The 19,164-nt window shown below is 31.3% G+C and carries 13 protein-coding genes and 2 tRNA genes; all 15 read left to right on the top strand.

All coding sequences use genetic code 11. From position 1 onward, the window contains the following. Positions 1 to 239: 239 nt before the first annotated feature. Complete coding sequence (locus HMPREF2578_RS08040) at positions 240 to 1,523, top strand: adenylosuccinate synthase (RefSeq protein ID WP_017175614.1); 1,284 nt, start codon at positions 240 to 242, stop codon at positions 1,521 to 1,523. A gap of 390 nt (positions 1,524 to 1,913) precedes the next feature. Next, a tRNA-Glu gene (locus HMPREF2578_RS08035) sits at positions 1,914 to 1,988 on the top strand. Positions 1,989 to 1,993: 5 nt separating this feature from the next. Further along, positions 1,994 to 2,066 (top strand) — tRNA-Asp (locus tag HMPREF2578_RS08030). 488 nt (positions 2,067 to 2,554) lie between these two features. Next, positions 2,555 to 3,256: a response regulator YycF gene (gene yycF, locus HMPREF2578_RS08025; RefSeq protein ID WP_048679001.1), complete on the top strand. Its 702-nt coding sequence runs from the start codon at positions 2,555 to 2,557 to the stop codon at positions 3,254 to 3,256. A gap of 12 nt (positions 3,257 to 3,268) precedes the next feature. Next, positions 3,269 to 5,095, top strand: coding sequence for a cell wall metabolism sensor histidine kinase WalK (walK, locus tag HMPREF2578_RS08020; RefSeq protein ID WP_070508383.1), 1,827 nt, complete (start codon positions 3,269 to 3,271; stop codon positions 5,093 to 5,095). Further along, positions 5,085 to 6,416 carry a YycH family regulatory protein gene (locus tag HMPREF2578_RS08015; protein ID WP_070508382.1) on the top strand — a complete coding sequence of 444 codons (1,332 nt, stop codon included), beginning with the start codon at positions 5,085 to 5,087 and terminating at the stop codon, positions 6,414 to 6,416. The genes walK and HMPREF2578_RS08015 overlap by 11 nt, the downstream gene beginning before the upstream one ends. Next, positions 6,417 to 7,208 carry a two-component system regulatory protein YycI gene (locus tag HMPREF2578_RS08010; protein ID WP_070508381.1) on the top strand — a complete coding sequence of 264 codons (792 nt, stop codon included), beginning with the start codon at positions 6,417 to 6,419 and terminating at the stop codon, positions 7,206 to 7,208. Between the two features lie 273 nt (positions 7,209 to 7,481). Continuing rightward, on the top strand, positions 7,482 to 8,264 hold the full coding sequence (locus tag HMPREF2578_RS08005; protein ID WP_087437087.1) for an MBL fold metallo-hydrolase: 783 nt from the start codon (positions 7,482 to 7,484) through the stop codon (positions 8,262 to 8,264). A 420-nt stretch (positions 8,265 to 8,684) separates the two neighbouring features. After that, positions 8,685 to 9,164 carry a 23S rRNA (pseudouridine(1915)-N(3))-methyltransferase RlmH gene (gene rlmH, locus HMPREF2578_RS08000; protein WP_048760983.1) on the top strand — a complete coding sequence of 160 codons (480 nt, stop codon included), beginning with the start codon at positions 8,685 to 8,687 and terminating at the stop codon, positions 9,162 to 9,164. A 162-nt stretch (positions 9,165 to 9,326) separates the two neighbouring features. Further along, positions 9,327 to 10,139 (top strand): abortive infection family protein, encoded by an 813-nt coding sequence (locus tag HMPREF2578_RS07995; RefSeq protein ID WP_070508380.1) that lies wholly within the window; start codon positions 9,327 to 9,329, stop codon positions 10,137 to 10,139. 104 nt (positions 10,140 to 10,243) lie between these two features. Continuing rightward, complete coding sequence (locus HMPREF2578_RS07990; protein ID WP_070508379.1) at positions 10,244 to 12,640, top strand: ATP-binding protein; 2,397 nt, start codon at positions 10,244 to 10,246, stop codon at positions 12,638 to 12,640. A gap of 14 nt (positions 12,641 to 12,654) precedes the next feature. Then, positions 12,655 to 13,623: a TIR domain-containing protein gene (locus HMPREF2578_RS07985; RefSeq protein ID WP_070508378.1), complete on the top strand. Its 969-nt coding sequence runs from the start codon at positions 12,655 to 12,657 to the stop codon at positions 13,621 to 13,623. Positions 13,624 to 14,066: 443 nt separating this feature from the next. After that, positions 14,067 to 16,859, top strand: a complete 2,793-nt coding sequence (locus tag HMPREF2578_RS07980) for a type I restriction endonuclease subunit R (RefSeq protein WP_070508377.1) — start codon at positions 14,067 to 14,069, stop codon at positions 16,857 to 16,859. 91 nt (positions 16,860 to 16,950) lie between these two features. Then, complete coding sequence (locus HMPREF2578_RS07975) at positions 16,951 to 17,520, top strand: restriction endonuclease subunit S (protein WP_070508376.1); 570 nt, start codon at positions 16,951 to 16,953, stop codon at positions 17,518 to 17,520. Between the two features lie 12 nt (positions 17,521 to 17,532). After that, on the top strand, positions 17,533 to 19,089 hold the full coding sequence (locus tag HMPREF2578_RS07970) for a type I restriction-modification system subunit M (RefSeq protein ID WP_070508375.1): 1,557 nt from the start codon (positions 17,533 to 17,535) through the stop codon (positions 19,087 to 19,089). Positions 19,090 to 19,164 lie beyond the last annotated feature (75 nt).

Here is a 19,164-nt window from a genome sequence, read left to right as displayed (position 1 = left end):
ATGTACGGTTTTTATTTTGTTTTTAAAAAGTAAAGTTAAGTGAAGTATGTGTATTAAACATTTGTAAAACTGACTTGAGATACTGGTAAATTAGCAATTTTAAAGGTTTTTTAATAAAAAATACGTATTTATTTGACTGATGTGAATGCTATTTTTAATGTTCGATTTTTATTTGCATTATATGAAACGTATTGATAGAATACTTAGTGGTTAATTGAGAAAACTTTGGAGGTGCTCACATGTCATCAATCGTAGTAGTTGGGACACAATGGGGAGACGAAGGTAAAGGTAAAATTACAGATTTCTTAGCAGAACAAGCAGATGTGATTGCGCGTTTTTCAGGTGGTAATAACGCAGGTCATACCATTCAGTTTGGTGGAGAAACATACAAATTACATTTAGTACCATCAGGTATTTTTTATAAAGATAAATTAGCAGTGATTGGTAATGGAGTGGTTGTAGATCCTGTTGCATTATTAAAAGAATTAGACGGTTTAAATGAACGTGGTATTTCTACAGATAATCTACGTATTTCAAACCGTGCGCAAGTCATCTTACCGTATCACTTAGCACAAGATGAATATGAAGAACGTCGTCGCGGCGATAATAAAATCGGTACAACGAAAAAAGGTATTGGACCAGCTTATGTAGATAAAGCACAACGTATTGGTATTCGTATGGCTGATCTATTAGAAAAAGATACATTTGAAAGACGTTTAAAAGAAAATATTGAGATTAAAAATGCATATTTCAAAGGGATGTTTAATGAAACTTGTCCACACTTTGATGAAATGTTCGATGAATACTATGCCGCTGGTCAACGTTTAAAAGAATTCGTTACAGATACAGCTAAAATTTTGGATGACGCTTTCGTAGCTGATGAAAAGGTTTTATTTGAAGGTGCACAAGGTGTTATGTTAGATATCGACCATGGTACATATCCTTTCGTAACGTCAAGTAATCCTGTTGCAGGTAACGTGACAGTAGGAACTGGCGTGGGTCCAACCTTCGTATCTAAAGTGATTGGTGTATGTAAATCCTATACATCTCGTGTAGGTGATGGCCCATTCCCTACTGAATTATTCGATGAAGATGGTCATCATATTAGAGAAGTAGGTCGTGAATATGGAACGACAACAGGACGTCCTCGTCGTGTAGGTTGGTTCGACTCAGTTGTATTACGTCACTCTCGTCGTGTAAGTGGTATTACAGACTTATCTATTAACTCAATTGACGTTTTAACAGGTTTAGATACAGTTAAAATCTGTACAGCATATGAGTTAGATGGTGAAACAATCACAGAATATCCAGCAAACTTAGATCAATTACGTCGTTGTAAACCCATCTTCGAAGAATTACCTGGTTGGACGGAAGACATTACAGGTTGTCGTACATTAGAAGAATTACCTGAAAACGCACGTAAATACTTAGAACGTATTTCTGAATTATGTGGCGTTCATATTTCAATCTTCTCTGTAGGCCCTGACCGTGAGCAAACAAACCTATTAGAAAAATTATGGTAAGAAAAGCGTATAAACCTAGAGCAATAACGTGCTAAGAGCGAAAATCGGTTTTTGATTTTAGAGATTAGCATATGATGGATGAGAGAATTACGTTTCGAAGCCTGTTAATAATAAAACATTTAATTGTATACATCTAACGTTGTTAAAGTGACTCACTTTAGCAACGTTTTTTATATATAAAATAAGATAATGATAACCGTATCATTTAAATTTGAATATGAATTAATAATGTAAAAGTAAAGAAAAAAAGTATATTGTTATGTAATCTATCTTCAAAACAACTCTTTTTTTCTAAAAATTAAGGAATTATAAAAAAATATTAAAATTATGTAAAAAAGTTCTTGTCTTTAAAATAAAAGCTATGCTATAATCTATCTTGTGCTTAAGAACGGCTCCTTGGTCAAGCGGTTAAGACACCGCCCTTTCACGGCGGTAACACGGGTTCGAGTCCCGTAGGAGTCACCATTTTAGGTCTCGTAGTGTAGCGGTTAACACGCCTGCCTGTCACGCAGGAGATCGCGGGTTCGATTCCCGTCGAGACCGTATTGCTTATCCAAAAGGGTAGGCATTTTTTTTATGCTTTTTTAATATTGCGTCTTTATTTTTATAAATATATAGACGTTATCATGAGTAAAACGATGTGTGTATTACAAATAGGTGACGTCGCAATATATTTTTAATATTTCTCTCTTTTTTTATACATCTTTTATATATCACTCTTAATTTTCAACGACTATCCTCTATCATCATTTTGTAACATTGTATCGTTTCAGTCTTCCTACGACTTTTGTCCAATATTCAAGGCGCTCAACTTATTTGTAATATAAAACGAGAGTGGTAAACTTTAAATTAATGTTATTCTATAATTTTAAATATGAAAATAGAATTAAGTGAATATTAATGTTAAATTATATAGTAGATAAACGTGCGTTAAGACGTAAGATAGCGCCATATAATACAGTTAATGTTTTACTCAAAATATAATAAACATTAAGGTTTAAACTACAATTTGAGAAATGAGGTTTATAGATATGGCTAGAAAAGTTGTTGTAGTTGATGATGAAAAGCCAATTGCGGATATTTTAGAATTTAATTTAAAAAAAGAAGGCTATGAAGTTCATTGCGCTTATGATGGTAATGATGCAGTCGATTTAATTTATGAAGAAGAGCCAGACATCGTATTGTTAGACATTATGTTACCTGGTCGTGATGGCATGGAAGTATGTCGTGAAGTACGTAAAAAATACGAAATGCCAATTATTATGTTAACAGCGAAAGACTCAGAAATTGATAAAGTATTGGGTCTTGAATTAGGCGCTGATGATTATGTGACGAAACCATTTAGTACACGTGAATTAATTGCACGTGTGAAAGCAAACTTAAGACGTCACTATTCTCAACCTGCGCAAGAATCAGAAGGTATAACGAATGAAATTGCGATTAAAGATATCGTGGTTTATCCCGATGCCTATTCAATTAAAAAACGTGGTGAGGATATTGAATTAACACATCGTGAATTTGAATTATTCCACTATCTTTCAAAACATATGGGTCAAGTTATGACACGTGAACACTTATTACAAACGGTTTGGGGCTACGATTATTTTGGAGACGTGCGTACAGTGGATGTAACCATTCGTCGTTTAAGAGAAAAAATTGAAGACGATCCATCTCATCCAGAATATATTGTGACACGTCGAGGCGTTGGATACTTCCTCCAACAACATGATTAGGAGTTGCAAACGATGAAGTGGCTGAAACAACTCCAATCCCTTCACACAAAACTCGTTATTGTTTATGTCTTACTGATTATTATTGGAATGCAGATTATTGGTCTGTATTTCACTAATAGTTTAGAAAAAGAATTAACAAATAATTTCATGAAGAATATTAAACAATATGCGACACAACTCGAAGTCAATATTGAGCGTATTTATAAAGACCATCCTTCAAATGCACAAAAGGAAGTTCAATCGCTACTGAATGAATACGCTAACCGACAAGAGATTGAAGAAATCCGCTTTATTGATAAAGACCAAATTATAATGGCTACAGCGAAGTTATCATCACATAGCTTAATTAATCAAAAAGTGAATGATAATTCTGTTCAAAAAGCAATCTCTCTTGGCGAAGCAAATAGTCATAACGTCTTAAAAGACTATGGTCATGGTAAAGAACGGATTTGGATTTACAACTTACCAGTTAAGAATAGCAATGATGTGATCGGTAATATTTACATAGAGTCAAATATTAATGATGTATATAACCAGCTTAACAATATTAACCAAATCTTTATTATTGGTACGGCTATTTCCTTATTTATCACGGTTATACTCGGTTTCTTTATTGCGCGAACGATTACGCGACCGATTACAGATATGCGTAACCAAACAGTTGAAATGTCGAAAGGGAACTATACACAGCGTGTTAAGATTTATGGCAATGACGAAATTGGTGAACTTGCGCTTGCGTTTAATAATCTTTCTAAACGTGTACAAGAAGCCCAAGCGAATACAGAAAGTGAAAAACGTCGACTCGATTCTGTCATCACACATATGAGTGATGGTATCATTGCGACGGATCGACGTGGTCGTATTCGTATTGTGAATGATATGGCGATTAAAATGTTAGGTATGGCGAAAGAAGATCTCATTGGTTATTACATGCTAAATGTTTTAAAAATAGAAGGCGATTTTTCATTAGAAGAAATTCAAGAGAATAATGATAGTATCTTAATTGATATGAACGAAGAAGAAGGTATTATTGCACGTGTCAACTTTAGCACGATTGTACAAGATACGGGATTTGTTAATGGTTATATCGCCGTATTACACGATGTTACAGAACAACAACAAGTGGAACGTGAACGTCGCGAATTCGTTGCCAATGTATCACACGAATTACGTACGCCACTAACCTCAATGAACAGTTATATTGAAGCACTTGAAGAAGGCGCTTGGAAAGATGAAAATCTTGCGCCATCGTTCCTTTCAGTCACACGTGAAGAAACGGTACGTATGATTCGACTAGTCAATGACTTACTTCAATTATCTAAAATGGATAATGAGACAGAACAAATTACAAAAGAAATTGTCGACTTTAATATGTTTATTAATAAAATTATTAATCGACATGAAATGGCAGCGAAAGATACAACGTTTGTACGTGAAATTCCAAATGAAACGATTTTCACAGAAATAGATCCAGATAAGATGACGCAAGTATTTGATAACGTCATTACGAATGCGATGAAATATTCTCGTGGAGATAAACGTGTCGAGTTCCACGTGAAACAAAATGCACTTTATAATCGAATGACCATTCGTATTAAAGATAATGGCATCGGTATTCCAATTAATAAAGTGGATAAAATCTTTGATCGCTTCTACCGCGTAGATAAAGCACGTACACGTAAAATGGGTGGTACGGGTCTTGGACTGGCCATTTCAAAAGAAATTGTCGGAGCACATAATGGTCGTATCTGGGCAAACAGTGTTGAAGGACAAGGCACATCGATATTTATTACACTTCCATGTGAAGTGATAGACGACGGTGATTGGGATGAACAGTAAGGAACATATTAAATCAGTTATCCTTTTTCTTTTAGTCATGATGAGTATTGTCCTTACGTATATGATTTGGAACTTTACTCCAGATTTAAATAATTTAGACAGCGCGGATAGTAAAAAAAATAATACTAAAACCATTGGTAAACCTTTAGCTGCAAAGATGGACACAGTGATTTCACCTTATCAAGTTGTGTCAGTTAAAGGGGATAAAGTAAAAGGATTGACACCATCAAGATCTCAACTCGCTCAAGTGATTGATCCACTCAAAGATCATGAAGTGAGTAAAGTAGAATTGATGCAAAAAGGGTATAATTTGCAAACTCCGATATTAGACCATGATTTTGTCGTGTTGGATTTTACGTATGATATGCCACTAACAACCTATTTAGGTCAAGTACTTAATAACTCAGCTAAAATTCCTAAACATTTTAGCTTTAATCGAATTTTAATTGATAAAAATCCTAAGGGTGATTTAGAATTATATGCGCTGAGTAAACATCATCAACAAGTCATGAAAGTGACGATAGACGCTAAGGCAACGCCATTTAATAAAATCATTCATCATTTAGAAAAAGATATGGAAACCTATTCGGAAGTGATTACGAATAAGACGACGATTGATAAATCAACGCATATTTTTGCGCCGAAACATCCAAAAGACCTACGCTCATATCGTATGGTATATGATACGATTTCAGTCGAAACGATGAACTCAATTTTATTTGATGATTCTGTCATTATTCGAAGCGGAAAAAGTGGTTCAACCACATATAATAATAATACTGGCGTCGCAAACTATAATGATGACAGTAAAAAGTACCATTATAAAAACTTATCTGAAGATGAATCAGGTTCGAAAGATATGGATACCTCCATTCCAAGTACATTCGAATATATTAATAATCATGGTGGTTTCTTTAACGATGATTTCCGTCTGTTCAATACGGATAATATGTCAGGAGAATTAACCTATCAATTATTCCTCAATGGACATCCTACATTTAATGATCAGCAGTTAAATGAAATTAACGTGACTTGGGGAGAAAAAGGAATTTATGACTATAAACGTGCCCTTCTACGTTCAAGTGTGCCTTTAGACGGCGCAACAACATCATTAGATAGTTTGGAAACGGTACGTGCGTCACTTGCAAATAATCATAACATTGATTTTGAGAAAGTATCGAATATGATCGTTGGCTATAAAGAAGATGATAAGCCAGATAAAGATGACATCGAAGTACAACGTAATAGTGAATTTATTCCAACGTGGTATGTTGAGTATGATGGTGAATGGTATGTATATCAGGATGGGAGGCTTGAATAAATGAACTGGAAACTAACCAAAACATTGTTTATTTTCGTGTTTGTTCTAGTCAATATTTTTCTCATTCTGATTTATATTAATAAGGTGACTAAATCGCAAATTAATGAAACTGAAAGCGATAATGAAGTAAACTTCCAGCAAGAAGAGATTAAAGTATCGACAGATGTATTAAATAAAGATGTAAGTGGTACGAAGATGCAAATGATTACTGCTACTTCTAAAAACTTTAAATCATACGCTGAAAATAAATCTTCATTAGAAACAAGTGATTCTGGTTTCACAGTAAGCGGTGACGTAGATAATACTGTAAATGTAAGTGATCGTAATCTCAGCGATTTAAAAGATTACATTATCAATCATATTTATAATGGTAAGGTCTATCAACTTGGCGATATGAATTCAAATACAGTCACTTACGAACAAACGTATGATGGGTACCCATTGCTTAATAACAATAAAGCACGCCTTCGCTTTAATATAGACGATGGTAAAGCGACAATGTATAAACAAACATTAATGAGTAAAATTGAACCTGCAAAAGGTGACAATAATCCTAAGAAGCAAGTCATTACGCCGCGTAAAGCAATTGAAAGCTTGTATTTCAATCGTTATTTAAAAGCTGGCGATGAAGTATTAGATGCAAGATTAGGATATTACTCAGTAGTAAGAGAAACCAACGTTCAATTACTACAAGCAAACTGGGAAATCAAAGTGAAACATAAAGGTAAAGAAGAAACGAAAAAATATTATGTTGAAGCCACTTCAGTCAATCCAAAAGTGATTGATAACTAAAAAGTGAATCATTTTAAATAGAGCAAAATGGCGGTCAAATTTGCCCGTTGTTTTGCTCTTACATATTTAATATAAACAGAGAATTGGAATTTCTAGTTACAGGTTGGTATAGTATAATATAAAAGTACTTTTAGAGCGGAAAGTTTCGAACAGAGATACAAGTTCGAAACTATATTTTTTTAGAAAAAGAGTAAATATAAAATAATTAGACTGAAGGCACTCTAAATAATTAAAATTTAAGATAAAGAGAAAGGATGAACCATCTTGATTCGAATGAGCGTATTAGCAAGCGGTAGTACAGGAAACGCGACTTATGTAGAAAGTGAGAAAGGCAGTCTATTAGTAGATGTCGGTCTTACGGGTAAAAAGATGGAAGATTTATTTAGTCAGATTGATAGAGATATGAAGAATCTGAATGGCATCCTAGTGACACATGAACATAGCGACCATATTAAAGGACTTGGCGTCATTGCACGTCGATATGGTTTACCAGTGTATGCGAATGAAAAAACGTGGAAAGCGATTGAGAAAAAAGATGATAAAATTCCAATGGATCAAAAATTTATTTTCAATCCATATGAAACAAAATCTATTGCAGGTTTTGATATAGAATCGTTTAATGTTTCTCATGATGCGATTGATCCACAATTTTACATTTTCCATAATAACTATAAAAAATTTACAATGATTACAGATACCGGCTATGTGTCAGATCGAATGAAAGGTATGATTCAAGGTAGTGACGCTTTTATGTTTGAAAGTAATCATGATGTAGATATGTTACGCATGTGTCGTTATCCTTGGAAGACGAAACAGCGTATTTTAAGTGATATGGGACATGTGTCAAATGAAGATGCAGGACATGCGATGGCGGATGTGATTACAGGTCATACGAAACGTATCTATCTGTCACACTTATCTCGTGATAATAATATGAAAGATTTAGCACGCATGAGTGTTGGACAAGTATTAAATGAACATGATATCGATACTGAAAAAGAAGTATTATTATGTGATACAGATAAAGCACAAGCGACACCGATTTACACGTTATAAAATTGAAATGAAGTATGAAGCTTAATGAAAGCCTTAAGAAAATATGAGGTTTTTATTAAGCTCTTTTTTTGGAAAAATTAAAGTTATTATCTAACAATTTGGACTATACATGAATATTCATTAAAAAGTGGATAATTAGAGTGATTTATTTAGAATCTGTGAATAAATATAAAAGACGGTCGTGAAGTTATCCCCAAATTTAAAGAAAGTTATCCACTATTGTGAATAATACACATAGAAATACTCACATTATACACATACTTATCCACAAAAATAGTATATAAATGACATTTTTTGTAGATAAATCTCAAATTTTCCACAGAATTTATATACATTCCTGTTATAATTAGAGGGAATTCTGTTAACAAGTTGATAACTTGTGGATAAGTAGAATAACTATTATCAACACGGAGGACTATAATGAAGATTACTATTTTAGCTGTCGGCAAATTAAAAGAAAAATACTGGAAACAAGCGATTGCTGAATATGAAAAAAGACTCGGTGCATATTCTAAAATTGAGATGATTGAAGTGCCGGATGAAAAAGCACCCGAAACTATGAGTGATAAAGAGATTGAACAAGTCAAAGAAAAAGAAGGACAACGATTATTAGCCAAAATTAAACCACAAGCCACCGTTATTACATTAGAAATACAAGGTAAAATGTTGTCATCAGAAGGTTTAGCTAAAGAACTACAACAACGTATGACACAAGGGCAAAGCGACTTCGTCTTCGTCATTGGAGGATCAAACGGACTACATCAAGACGTCTTAAATCGTAGCAACTACGCACTCTCATTCAGTAAAATGACCTTCCCACACCAAATGATGCGCGTCGTCTTAATTGAACAGGTGTATCGAGCATTTAAGATTATGAGAGGCGAAGCGTATCATAAGTGATGCGGTTTTTAGCCACTTCGTGAAGAAAAATTAATCGAATCTTAACATATAAGTTTTATAAAACTTATTGATATATTTTGGTTAAACATATGATAAATGAGACTATTTTAATGATATAAATAGTAATTAATATATGGCGATAAATGAAGGGAATTGATTGGTATGAATAGGCAAATGTTAATTGATAAGTTTTTAAATATTTTATCTAGTAGAAGTGTTTTGGAAGAGATAGACAATTCTTTTAGTTATGCTAATATAATAAAAAATCCGAATGTAACACCTAAATATAATGGTCAAAGAAAAAGTTTAGCATGGGAATATATTTCTACATTAAATCTTGAAAATGATATAGAGTTTCAAAAGTTATTAAAAGTTATTGAATTCTATCTGATAAAATGGCAAATTGATCTCGATGATTGGGATAATGATGAAGAAATAAGTAGGCTTATTAAGGTGATTAAATTAAATGGTTTTGAGTATGAGAAAGACAAGGGTATTATAACTAATAGGAACTCCAAGGTAAGCTTATTTAATATCAAAGAATTAGCTCGAAATAGTGATAATAATTATATATTAAGAGAGTGTGAACGAATCGAAAAAGAAGCTGAAATTGACCCTGAAGATGCTATTACATCGGCTAAAGCAATGGTAGAAAGTAGTATAAAACATATTCTGGATTCAGAAGAAGTGTTGTATAAAAATAATGAAGGTTTAAGAGATCTCTACAAAAAAGTAGGGAAAATTATGAACCTTTCTCCTGGTGGTCATAATGAAGCGATGTTTAAAACAATTTTAAGCGGTATGATTAATATTATCAATGGTTTAGATGAAATTCGTAATGAATATGGAGATGCTCATGGTAAATCTTTTAAGAATTATAAGCCAGAAAATAGACATGCCATTCTTGCTATTAATGCTGCAAAAGCTATGACAGAGTTTTTACTATCAACGTATAAAAAGAGTAGAAAAATATGAATAAAAAGAAAATTATTAAAGAAAGATTTTTTATATTTTATACCATTAATTTTTAAATGATATAATAATATTATTTAATTTTTGAAATGAGGTTGATTATTAATATGAATAATGAATATGTATTATTAAATAAAGTTTTGGATGCTAGTTCAAATACAATTTGGGATGAGTTGAAAAAGATAAGAGAGTCTTCCGAAGTAGAAAAGAAAGTTATTAGACGTCGATGGATTTGGGAACTAATTCAGAATGCATCAGACTGTACCCCAAAAGATAGAAAAATCGATATAAATATTGAATATTATAATAATCAAATTGTATTTAGTCACAATGGCTTACCATTTTGTTATAAAAATTTATTAGATTTGATTACACAAATTTCCTCTAAGCAAAGCTTGGAAGAAAAAAAAACAGGAAAGTTTGGTACTGGCTTTATGTCGACTCATTTGCTATCGGAAATTGTACAAATTAAAGGTTCATTTATTCAAGAAGATGGTAAATATACAAAACTAGATTTTAAAGTTGATAGATCAGGAGAAACATATAGCGATATTAAGGAAAAAACGAAAATTATGTTAGAAAAATTATCTACTATTAGTCAACATAAAGAAGAATTAGAAGAAAAATCTAATGATACAAAATTTATTTATTCAATTGATGATGAAAATATAAAACAAGCAGTTAAAGAAGGGATAGCTGATTTAGAAAAGACTATTCCCTACGTATTAACTTTTAATGAAAATATAAAATCTATTACATATAATAAACAGTGTTACATGAAGAAAAGTGAAAATAAATTTAAAAAAAATAGTAAGTTTAAGATTGTTTGTATTGCCTCTCCAGATAGAGAAGAAAAATTACTAATATTAAATGGAAATAGGGTAACAATTGGATGTAATATTGAAATTTCCGATAAAAAGTTATACTTCTCAGCATTTCCTGACACTATGCCAAAAATTTTCTGTGATTTCCCTCTATTAGGGACTGAGGATTTTAGGTTTCCTATAGTAGTTAATTCTAATTTATTTGATGTAGAAAGAGATAGGAATGCCATTCGAGATAGTAATACGCTAAATATGGAATTAATAAAAGAAGCAATTTCGATGTATAAGGAATTGATATATTATTGTACAAAAACTAAAAAAGTGAAAGATGAATTTAATATTTGTATTATTAAACCATCTAGTAAATCAGTTATTCAAGAGTATTCCTATAAAGCAATCAAAGAATATATTGATACTAGTAGAATTATTCCAGTTGATAATTGTGGAAAAATAGAAAAGTTAGCATTTAAAAATGATAATAATAAAGTAGTAATAGGATTACCGAAAACCAAAGAAATTACATATAAAAGTTTGCTTTGGGATATTTTATCTGATTTTCGACTTGCATTAATACCAACTAAAGATTCTTACTTAGGTTGGTCTGTTGTATTTGGAGAGAATATGGACTTCTCTTGGATAAATGATACTTTTAAAAATTTAAATATTGATAATTTAGCTACTTACTTGAAGGATGAAACTTCTTATACTAATTGGTTAAATGACTTTTATTCTCTCTGGATTAAAGACGCTGGTATTGAGACGGTTTTAGAATCAGTATTAGTGCCTAATCAAAATAATGAATTTATACAATTTAATGATATTTATCTTGATGAAAATATAGACAATGAGCTAAAAGAGATTTTAACATCTCTAGGTGGAAAAATTAAAGAGCAGTTATTAAATAAGGATATTGTTGCTTTTAACGATTATTTCAATAACCAATCAAGTAAAGTTAAAACAAATGCAATATGTGCTAATGAAATTGATTCTAAAGTATCACAACTTTTAACTAAGGAAACTATTGATAATATAGAAAGAACAGAAAATACTCAAAAAATATTTAATAGATTAACTAATTGGTTCCTAGCAAATCAAGAAAAATCAAAAGAGTGGTTTGAAAATTTATATTCAAAACAAATGATGTTGTCATCTCCAGAAGAAAATCTAAAAAGATATAAAATAGCAGAAAAAATAGAAGAAAATAATATTAAATATGAAGAATTAGATGAACTAATAAATAATAGAGATAAAGTAATGGAGGTTATTAATAATTCTGAACTCAGTAGTGAAGATATAATTAAACAATTAAAGCATGTAGTTACTTCAACAGAAGAAATGAAACGTTATGTTGAGAATTTATTACATAGAAGTATAGAAAATATTTTTAATTATTTAAGTAAACTTAAAGATTATGCACTTCCAGCTACTTTAGAAGACTGGATTAGTGAAAAGTTTTCTGACACGGTCTTCCCGGCTAAATATAAAGGAAAAGATATAAGAATCATTATTCGCCCAAGCGATTATCAAAAGATAATATTCTATCATGATGAGGAATTAGAGGCTTTAGATGATTATGCTTACCAATTGTGGACAGACGATGGTGAAAACCAAAAGATGATTACTTTAGGAGATTTACTTAAAACAACAGGTATATCTAAAATACCATTAACTAAATTATAAGAGAGATGATATTAATGAGTAGGACAGTTGAAGATATATGGAATAAAATTAATAATAGTAATAGAGAGAATATCACATATTTTCATCCAATTGTGAGCTATGAAGAAATAGCGAAATTTATTTCTGCATATTCTAATAGTAATGGTGGGGATATTATTTTTGGTATAAAGGATGATGGTGTGAAATTAACTGTAAAAAAATTTGCTTTTAATTTAGATTTAAAACATATTCAAAATTTAATAGAAGGGTCAATAAAGATAAAATATAATAATCTATTGTTTAATGGTAATAATCTTTTTTATATTTCAATTGATAAATCAGATGATTTAGTAAAAGTCAATAATATACCTTACAAAATCAGTAAATATGGAGAATTAGAAGAAATGATGATAAAAAAAGTTTTTATCTCGTATTCACATAAAGATAGTGATTTAGTGGATATTTTAGAGAGTGAGTTAGATAGATATAATAATATAGAAATAACTCGTGATATAAATATTACAAAGTATAGGGATAGTTTAGAAGAATTTATGAAGACAATAAGAGAGCATGATTTTACTATTGCAGTGGTAAGCAGTGCATATATTATGTCGCTTAATTGTATGTATGAGGTTATGCAGTTAATGCAAGATAAAAATTATCAAGAAAAGTTGTTTTTTATCATTGTTAATAGTAACGACGAAATATATTATAATGAAAAAAATAGATACAATGGATTTGAAGCTAATATTTATGATTTTGAAAACAGAATAAAATATCTTGCTCATTGGGAAAATAAAAGAAAGAAATTAAATCAAAGTATTGAATGCGCAAATCTTCCCGTAGAATCAATGTCTAACTTATCATTAGATGTGCGAAAACTAAATTCTATAATATCTACAATGGATGATTTTATTAACACTTTGAGTGATAAAGTAGGTAAATCCTTTAAAGATATGTATGAGAATGATTTTAAAGAATTAGTAGATTTAATCAATAAGTAATTGTAATTTCACTATTTTTTTAAGCAAGTTTGAAGAATTATTCTTGAATAGAATGTATTTTTAAAAACTTCTATTATATAAGGTATTCAAAATATTGTGTCTTCATTAGTAAAAAGTAATCGAAACATCATTTTCTATCCAAAAGTTAGATTATATATACTGACAAAATCTTATCCATAGAACTAAGATTTAAATTAATTTATTATTGACGAAGTAAAATAAAGCTCAAAATTAAGGAAATATTGTTGGCTTTAATATGAGATTAGTTAAGTCATTTTTAAGCTTAAAAAGAAGAAAAACCCCATCATTAACCGATACGCAAAAGCATATCATAAGTGATGCGGTTTTTATTAATTAGTTGCTTAAAAACGAAGTATGCAATATTAATTATTACTAAATTTTGATATATTTAAGGAAAGATTAAGTTTAGGGTGAATGAATGAATGGCTTATCAAAGTGAATATGCATTAGAAAATGAAGTGCTACAACAACTTGAGAGTTTAGGATACGAACGAGTAAATATACATAACGTTGAACAACTACATGATAATTTTCGGAACATTATCAATGAACGTCATAAGGATAAATTAAATGGGAAACCGCTGACGGATCGTGAATTTGAACGTTTAATGACGGGAATTAACGGTAAATCTGTATTTGATAGTGCAATGCAATTACGCGATAGTTATGTACTTAAACGTGATGATGATACTGATTTATATCTGAATTTCATGAACTTAAAACAATGGTGTCAGAATAAATTCCAAGTAACTAATCAAATCAGTGTGAAAGATAAGTATAAAAGTCGTTATGATGTGACGATTTTGATTAATGGTCTACCATTAGTTCAAATAGAATTGAAACGTAGTGGGGTAGCGATTACGGAAGCGTTTAATCAAATTGAGCGTTATCGTCGTCAAAACTATACAAATTTATTCCGATACATACAATTATTTGTCGTTAGTAACAAAATGGAAACACGCTACTATGCGAATAGTGATCGTGAAATCTTTAAGGGACAAATGTTTTATTGGAGTAATGAACAAAATGAGCGTATTAACTATCTTAAAGACTTTATTGAAGATTTCTTAGAACCATGTCACATTGCTAAGATGATTAGTCGTTATATGATCGTCAATGAAACAGATAAAATTCTAATGGCCTTACGTCCTTATCAAGTCTATGCGGTTGAGGCCATTTTAAATCGTGCGTTAGAAACAAATAACAATGGTTACATTTGGCATACCACAGGTAGTGGTAAAACACTGACTTCGTTTAAAGCGAGTCAATTATTATCGCAAGAAGAAAATATTAAAAAAGTGATTTTCTTAGTCGACCGTAAGGACTTAGATAATCAAACGTTATCTGAATTTAATAAATTCCAAGAAGACTCGGTTGATTTTACGGATAATACACGTAAATTATTGAGACAGTTAGCTGATCCAACTTTACCTTTAATTGTGACAACGATTCAAAAAATGGCGAATGCAGTGAAGTCCAATCATTCAGTAATGGAATCATATAAACAAGATAAAGTGATTTTTATTATTGATGAGTGTCATCGTACGCAATTTGGTGACATGCATCGTTTAATTAAGCAACATTTTGAAAATGCACAATACTTTGGATTCACGGGCACACCACGTTTTGAAGAAAATAAGAGCCAAGATGGGCGTGCTACAGCGGACATTTTTGATACATGTTTACATCACTATCTCATTAAAGATGCTATTAGGGACCATAATGTGCTTGGATTTTCCGTTGAATACAATCAAACATTTAATTCACATGAAGATTTGGATGAAGAATATATGTCTAAAATTAATACGTCGGAAATTTGGATGGCAGATGAACGTATTGAAGCTGTTTGTCGACATTTAATTTCAAATTATCACAAGAAAACGGATAACGGAAATTACACATCTATGTTTGCGGTTCAAAGTATTCCAATGGCGATTAAATATTATGATACATTCCAAAGACTAAAAAACGAAGGTGTTCATGATTTAAATGTTGCAACTATTTTTACGTATCAGGCTAATGAAGATGCACAAGAGGATGACAATCATGTTCATTCAAGAGAAGTGCTCGATCGCATTATGAATGATTATAATCAAACATTTAAAACGAACTATAATACGGATAATTTCGAAGGCTACTTTTCTGACGTATCTAAGCGTATGAAAGAAGTGGTTCGTGATGACAAGATTGATATTCTTATTGTAGTTAATATGTTTTTGACTGGTTTTGATAGTAAGAAACTGAATACCCTTTACGTTGATAAAAACTTGAAACATCATGATTTAATTCAAGCCTATTCAAGAACAAATCGCGTTGAAAAAGAACGTAAACCTTACGGTAATATTGTATGTTATCGTGATTTAAAAAAACAAACGGATGAAGCCATTGAAATTTTCTCACAAACAGATAATACAGATACAGTATTAAGTCTGTCTTACGAAGAATATTTAGATAATTTCAGAGATATCTTGCAAAACGTTTTTCAACTAGCGCCAACGCCTTTAGATGTCGATAAATTAGAGGCTGAGGATTTAAAAAAAGAATTTGTCATTTCGTTCCGTGATCTATCGAATACTTTAATTAAATTAAAAACCTTCGATGAATTTCAATTTACAGAAAATGAACTTGGTATTGCAGAACAAACATATGAAGATTATAAAGGAAAATACTTAAATATTTATGAAGAAGTCATACGCAGTAAAAAAGTGGATGATGAAGAGGCTGTTTCCGTTTTAGATGATATTGATTTCCAAGTTGAATTAATGCGTAATGATTTGATTAATGTGAAGTATATTATGGATCTCATTGGTCAAATTAATCTATCTGATGCAAAAGCACGTGATGAAAAACGTCATCAAATTCATAAGTTATTAGATAAAGCCGATGATCAACAATTACGTTTGAAAGCTGATTTGATCCGTAGCTTCTTAGATAAAGTTGTGCCGTCACTAAAAGAAGATTCCGATATTAATGAAGCCTATTATGAATTTGAAGACAAAGAAAAAACCAAAGAAATTGATGCATTTGCAGAACAAAAAGCTTTTTCTGCTATGTTACTTAATGAAGCTGTTAATGAGTATGAATATAGTGGTAATATCGATCGTAAATCTATCGGTCAAAATATTTCAGAACCTTTTATGAAACGTAAACGAAAAACCGACCAAATTATACAGTTTATTGAAGATACCGTTGAAAAATATGGTATGATTGAATAAATTTTACAAAAATCCTTGTATTTTTTCTTTACTACAAGGATTTTTTTATTATATACTCAATTTGTAGTAATAAAAAAATACAAAAAAGAAGGTGAGTCAAATATCTCAATTATTTACGTTTCATAATGGTTCTTTAATCAATCGACTTGAGACTGTAGAAGCTTCTCAAGGTATAACATTACCTATCTATGATCAACGTATGATGGAGTTCGATGATGGAGTGTTTCAACCAACAGCACATCAGCCTAAGCAGGTAACCTTAAGCACAACACATCAAGCCAAGATGGTTCATACGGGTGATATCGTGATTAATATGATGACGAGTGAGTGTGTCATTGTGAGTCAACAACATCATGAAAGTATTCTCCCTTATAATTATACGCATATTGAAATTGACACAGCACACATCGATGCTAATTATTTTGTCTATTGGATGAATGCTTCATCTCAAGCAAAGAGTCAGTTAAATCAATTTAAGCAAGGAGGTTCATTAGTTAAAAAATTAACATTGAATCAACTTAAACAACTTAAGATAACGCTACCTCCATTAGAACAACAACAACGTATAGGAAAACTTAATGAACGACGTAGATACTTAAAGTATTTACAAGCGAAACGCACTTACTTGATGGACCAACTTTTATCAGAATATTTATTTTAGGAGGACATATAGATGTCAACAACGGAAAAACAAAGACAACAACAAGCCGAATTACAAAAGAAATTATGGAGTATTGCGAATGATTTACGTGGAAACATGGATGCAAGCGAGTTTAGAAATTATATTTTAGGCCTTATCTTTTACCGCTTCTTATCAGAAAAAACAGAAGAAGAAGTAGCTGAGTTATTAAAGGAAGACCACATTTCATATGCAGAAGCATGGGAAGATGAAGAATATCGCGAAGCGTTACAACAAGAGTTAATCAATTTAATTGGTTTTGTAATTGAACCTCAAGATTTGTTTAGTCACTTAATTCAGAAAATTGAAACTCAAACGTTTGAAATTGAAGATTTGCATAAAGCGATTAATAAAATCGAAGAATCAACACGTGGTGAAGACAGTGAAGAAGACTTTGACCATTTATTCGCTGATATGGATTTAAACTCTACACGTTTAGGTAATACCAATGCAGCACGTACGAAACTTATTTCGAAAGTCATGGTTAATTTAGCTACACTTCCGTTTGTGCATAGTGATATTGAAATTGATATGTTAGGGGATGCTTATGAATATTTAATTGGTCAATTTGCGGCTAATGCAGGTAAAAAAGCGGGGGAATTCTATACGCCGCAACAAGTGTCTAAGATTTTAGCTAAGATTGTGACTACGAATAAACCGAACTTAAAAAATGTATATGACCCAACATGTGGTTCAGGTTCATTATTATTGCGTGTGGGACGTGAAGCCGATGTTCGCTTCTATTATGGTCAAGAATATAACAATACCACATTCAACTTAGCACGAATGAATATGTTACTACATGATGTAAATTATACACGTTTTAAAATAGATAATGATGATACCTTAGAAAATCCCGCATTTAGAGGAGAAAAATTTGATGCAGTCGTTGCCAATCCACCTTATAGTGCGAAATGGAGTGCCGATCCATCATTCTTAGATGATGAACGCTTTAGCGGTTATGGTAAGTTAGCTCCTAAATCAAAAGCAGATTTTGCCTTCATTCAACATATGATTCATTATTTAGATGATAATGGTACAATGGCTGTTGTTTTACCTCATGGAGTACTATTCCGTGGTGCGGCTGAAGGAACGATTCGTAAATATTTAATTGAAGAAAAGAACTATTTAGATGCAGTGATTGGATTACCAGCCAACCTTTTCTTTGGCACAAGTATTCCCACAAGTATATTAGTATTTAAGAAATGTCGTGAAGATAGTGATAACGTACTATTCATTGATGCTTCACAATCATTCGAAAAAGGTAAAAACCAAAATCTACTGACAGATGAAGATGTTGATAAAATTGTTACAACATATCGTAATAGAGAAACTATTGATAAATTTAGCTATGTAGCTTCTTTAGATGAAATCAAAGAAAATGACTATAACTTAAATATACCAAGATATGTCGATACATTTGAAGAAGAAGAACCGATTGACTTAGACCAAGTCCAACAACAACTGTCAGATATTGATAAAGAAATCACCAACGTAGAATCAGAAATCAACGATTATCTCAAAGAATTAGGAGTGTTAAAACATGACTGAATACACAAATACTCCAGAATTAAGATTCCCAGAGTTTAAAGATGAATGGAAACTTCAAAAATTAGGAAACCTAGC

Source organism: Staphylococcus sp. HMSC072H03, assembly GCF_001809305.1.
Lineage (GTDB): Bacteria > Bacillota > Bacilli > Staphylococcales > Staphylococcaceae > Staphylococcus > Staphylococcus hominis.
The sequence above is the reverse complement of the archived record's forward strand: the minus strand, read 5'-3'. Positions and strand labels throughout refer to the sequence as shown.

Excerpts from the sequence above, each read along its gene's own strand:
- HMPREF2578_RS08040 (WP_017175614.1), top strand. The coding sequence starts at position 240 with ATGTCATCAATCGTAGTAGTTGGGACACAATGGGGAGACGAAGGTAAA.
- HMPREF2578_RS07970 (WP_070508375.1), top strand. The coding sequence starts at position 17,533 with ATGTCAACAACGGAAAAACAAAGACAACAACAAGCCGAATTACAAAAG.
- HMPREF2578_RS07980 (WP_070508377.1), top strand. The coding sequence starts at position 14,067 with ATGGCTTATCAAAGTGAATATGCATTAGAAAATGAAGTGCTACAACAA.
- HMPREF2578_RS07985 (WP_070508378.1), top strand. The coding sequence starts at position 12,655 with ATGAGTAGGACAGTTGAAGATATATGGAATAAAATTAATAATAGTAAT.
- HMPREF2578_RS08010 (WP_070508381.1), top strand. The coding sequence starts at position 6,417 with ATGAACTGGAAACTAACCAAAACATTGTTTATTTTCGTGTTTGTTCTA.
- rlmH (WP_048760983.1), top strand. The coding sequence starts at position 8,685 with ATGAAGATTACTATTTTAGCTGTCGGCAAATTAAAAGAAAAATACTGG.
- yycF (WP_048679001.1), top strand. The coding sequence starts at position 2,555 with ATGGCTAGAAAAGTTGTTGTAGTTGATGATGAAAAGCCAATTGCGGAT.
- HMPREF2578_RS08005 (WP_087437087.1), top strand. The coding sequence starts at position 7,482 with ATGAGCGTATTAGCAAGCGGTAGTACAGGAAACGCGACTTATGTAGAA.
- HMPREF2578_RS07990 (WP_070508379.1), top strand. The coding sequence starts at position 10,244 with ATGAATAATGAATATGTATTATTAAATAAAGTTTTGGATGCTAGTTCA.
- walK (WP_070508383.1), top strand. The coding sequence starts at position 3,269 with ATGAAGTGGCTGAAACAACTCCAATCCCTTCACACAAAACTCGTTATT.
- HMPREF2578_RS07995 (WP_070508380.1), top strand. The coding sequence starts at position 9,327 with ATGAATAGGCAAATGTTAATTGATAAGTTTTTAAATATTTTATCTAGT.
- HMPREF2578_RS08015 (WP_070508382.1), top strand. The coding sequence starts at position 5,085 with ATGAACAGTAAGGAACATATTAAATCAGTTATCCTTTTTCTTTTAGTC.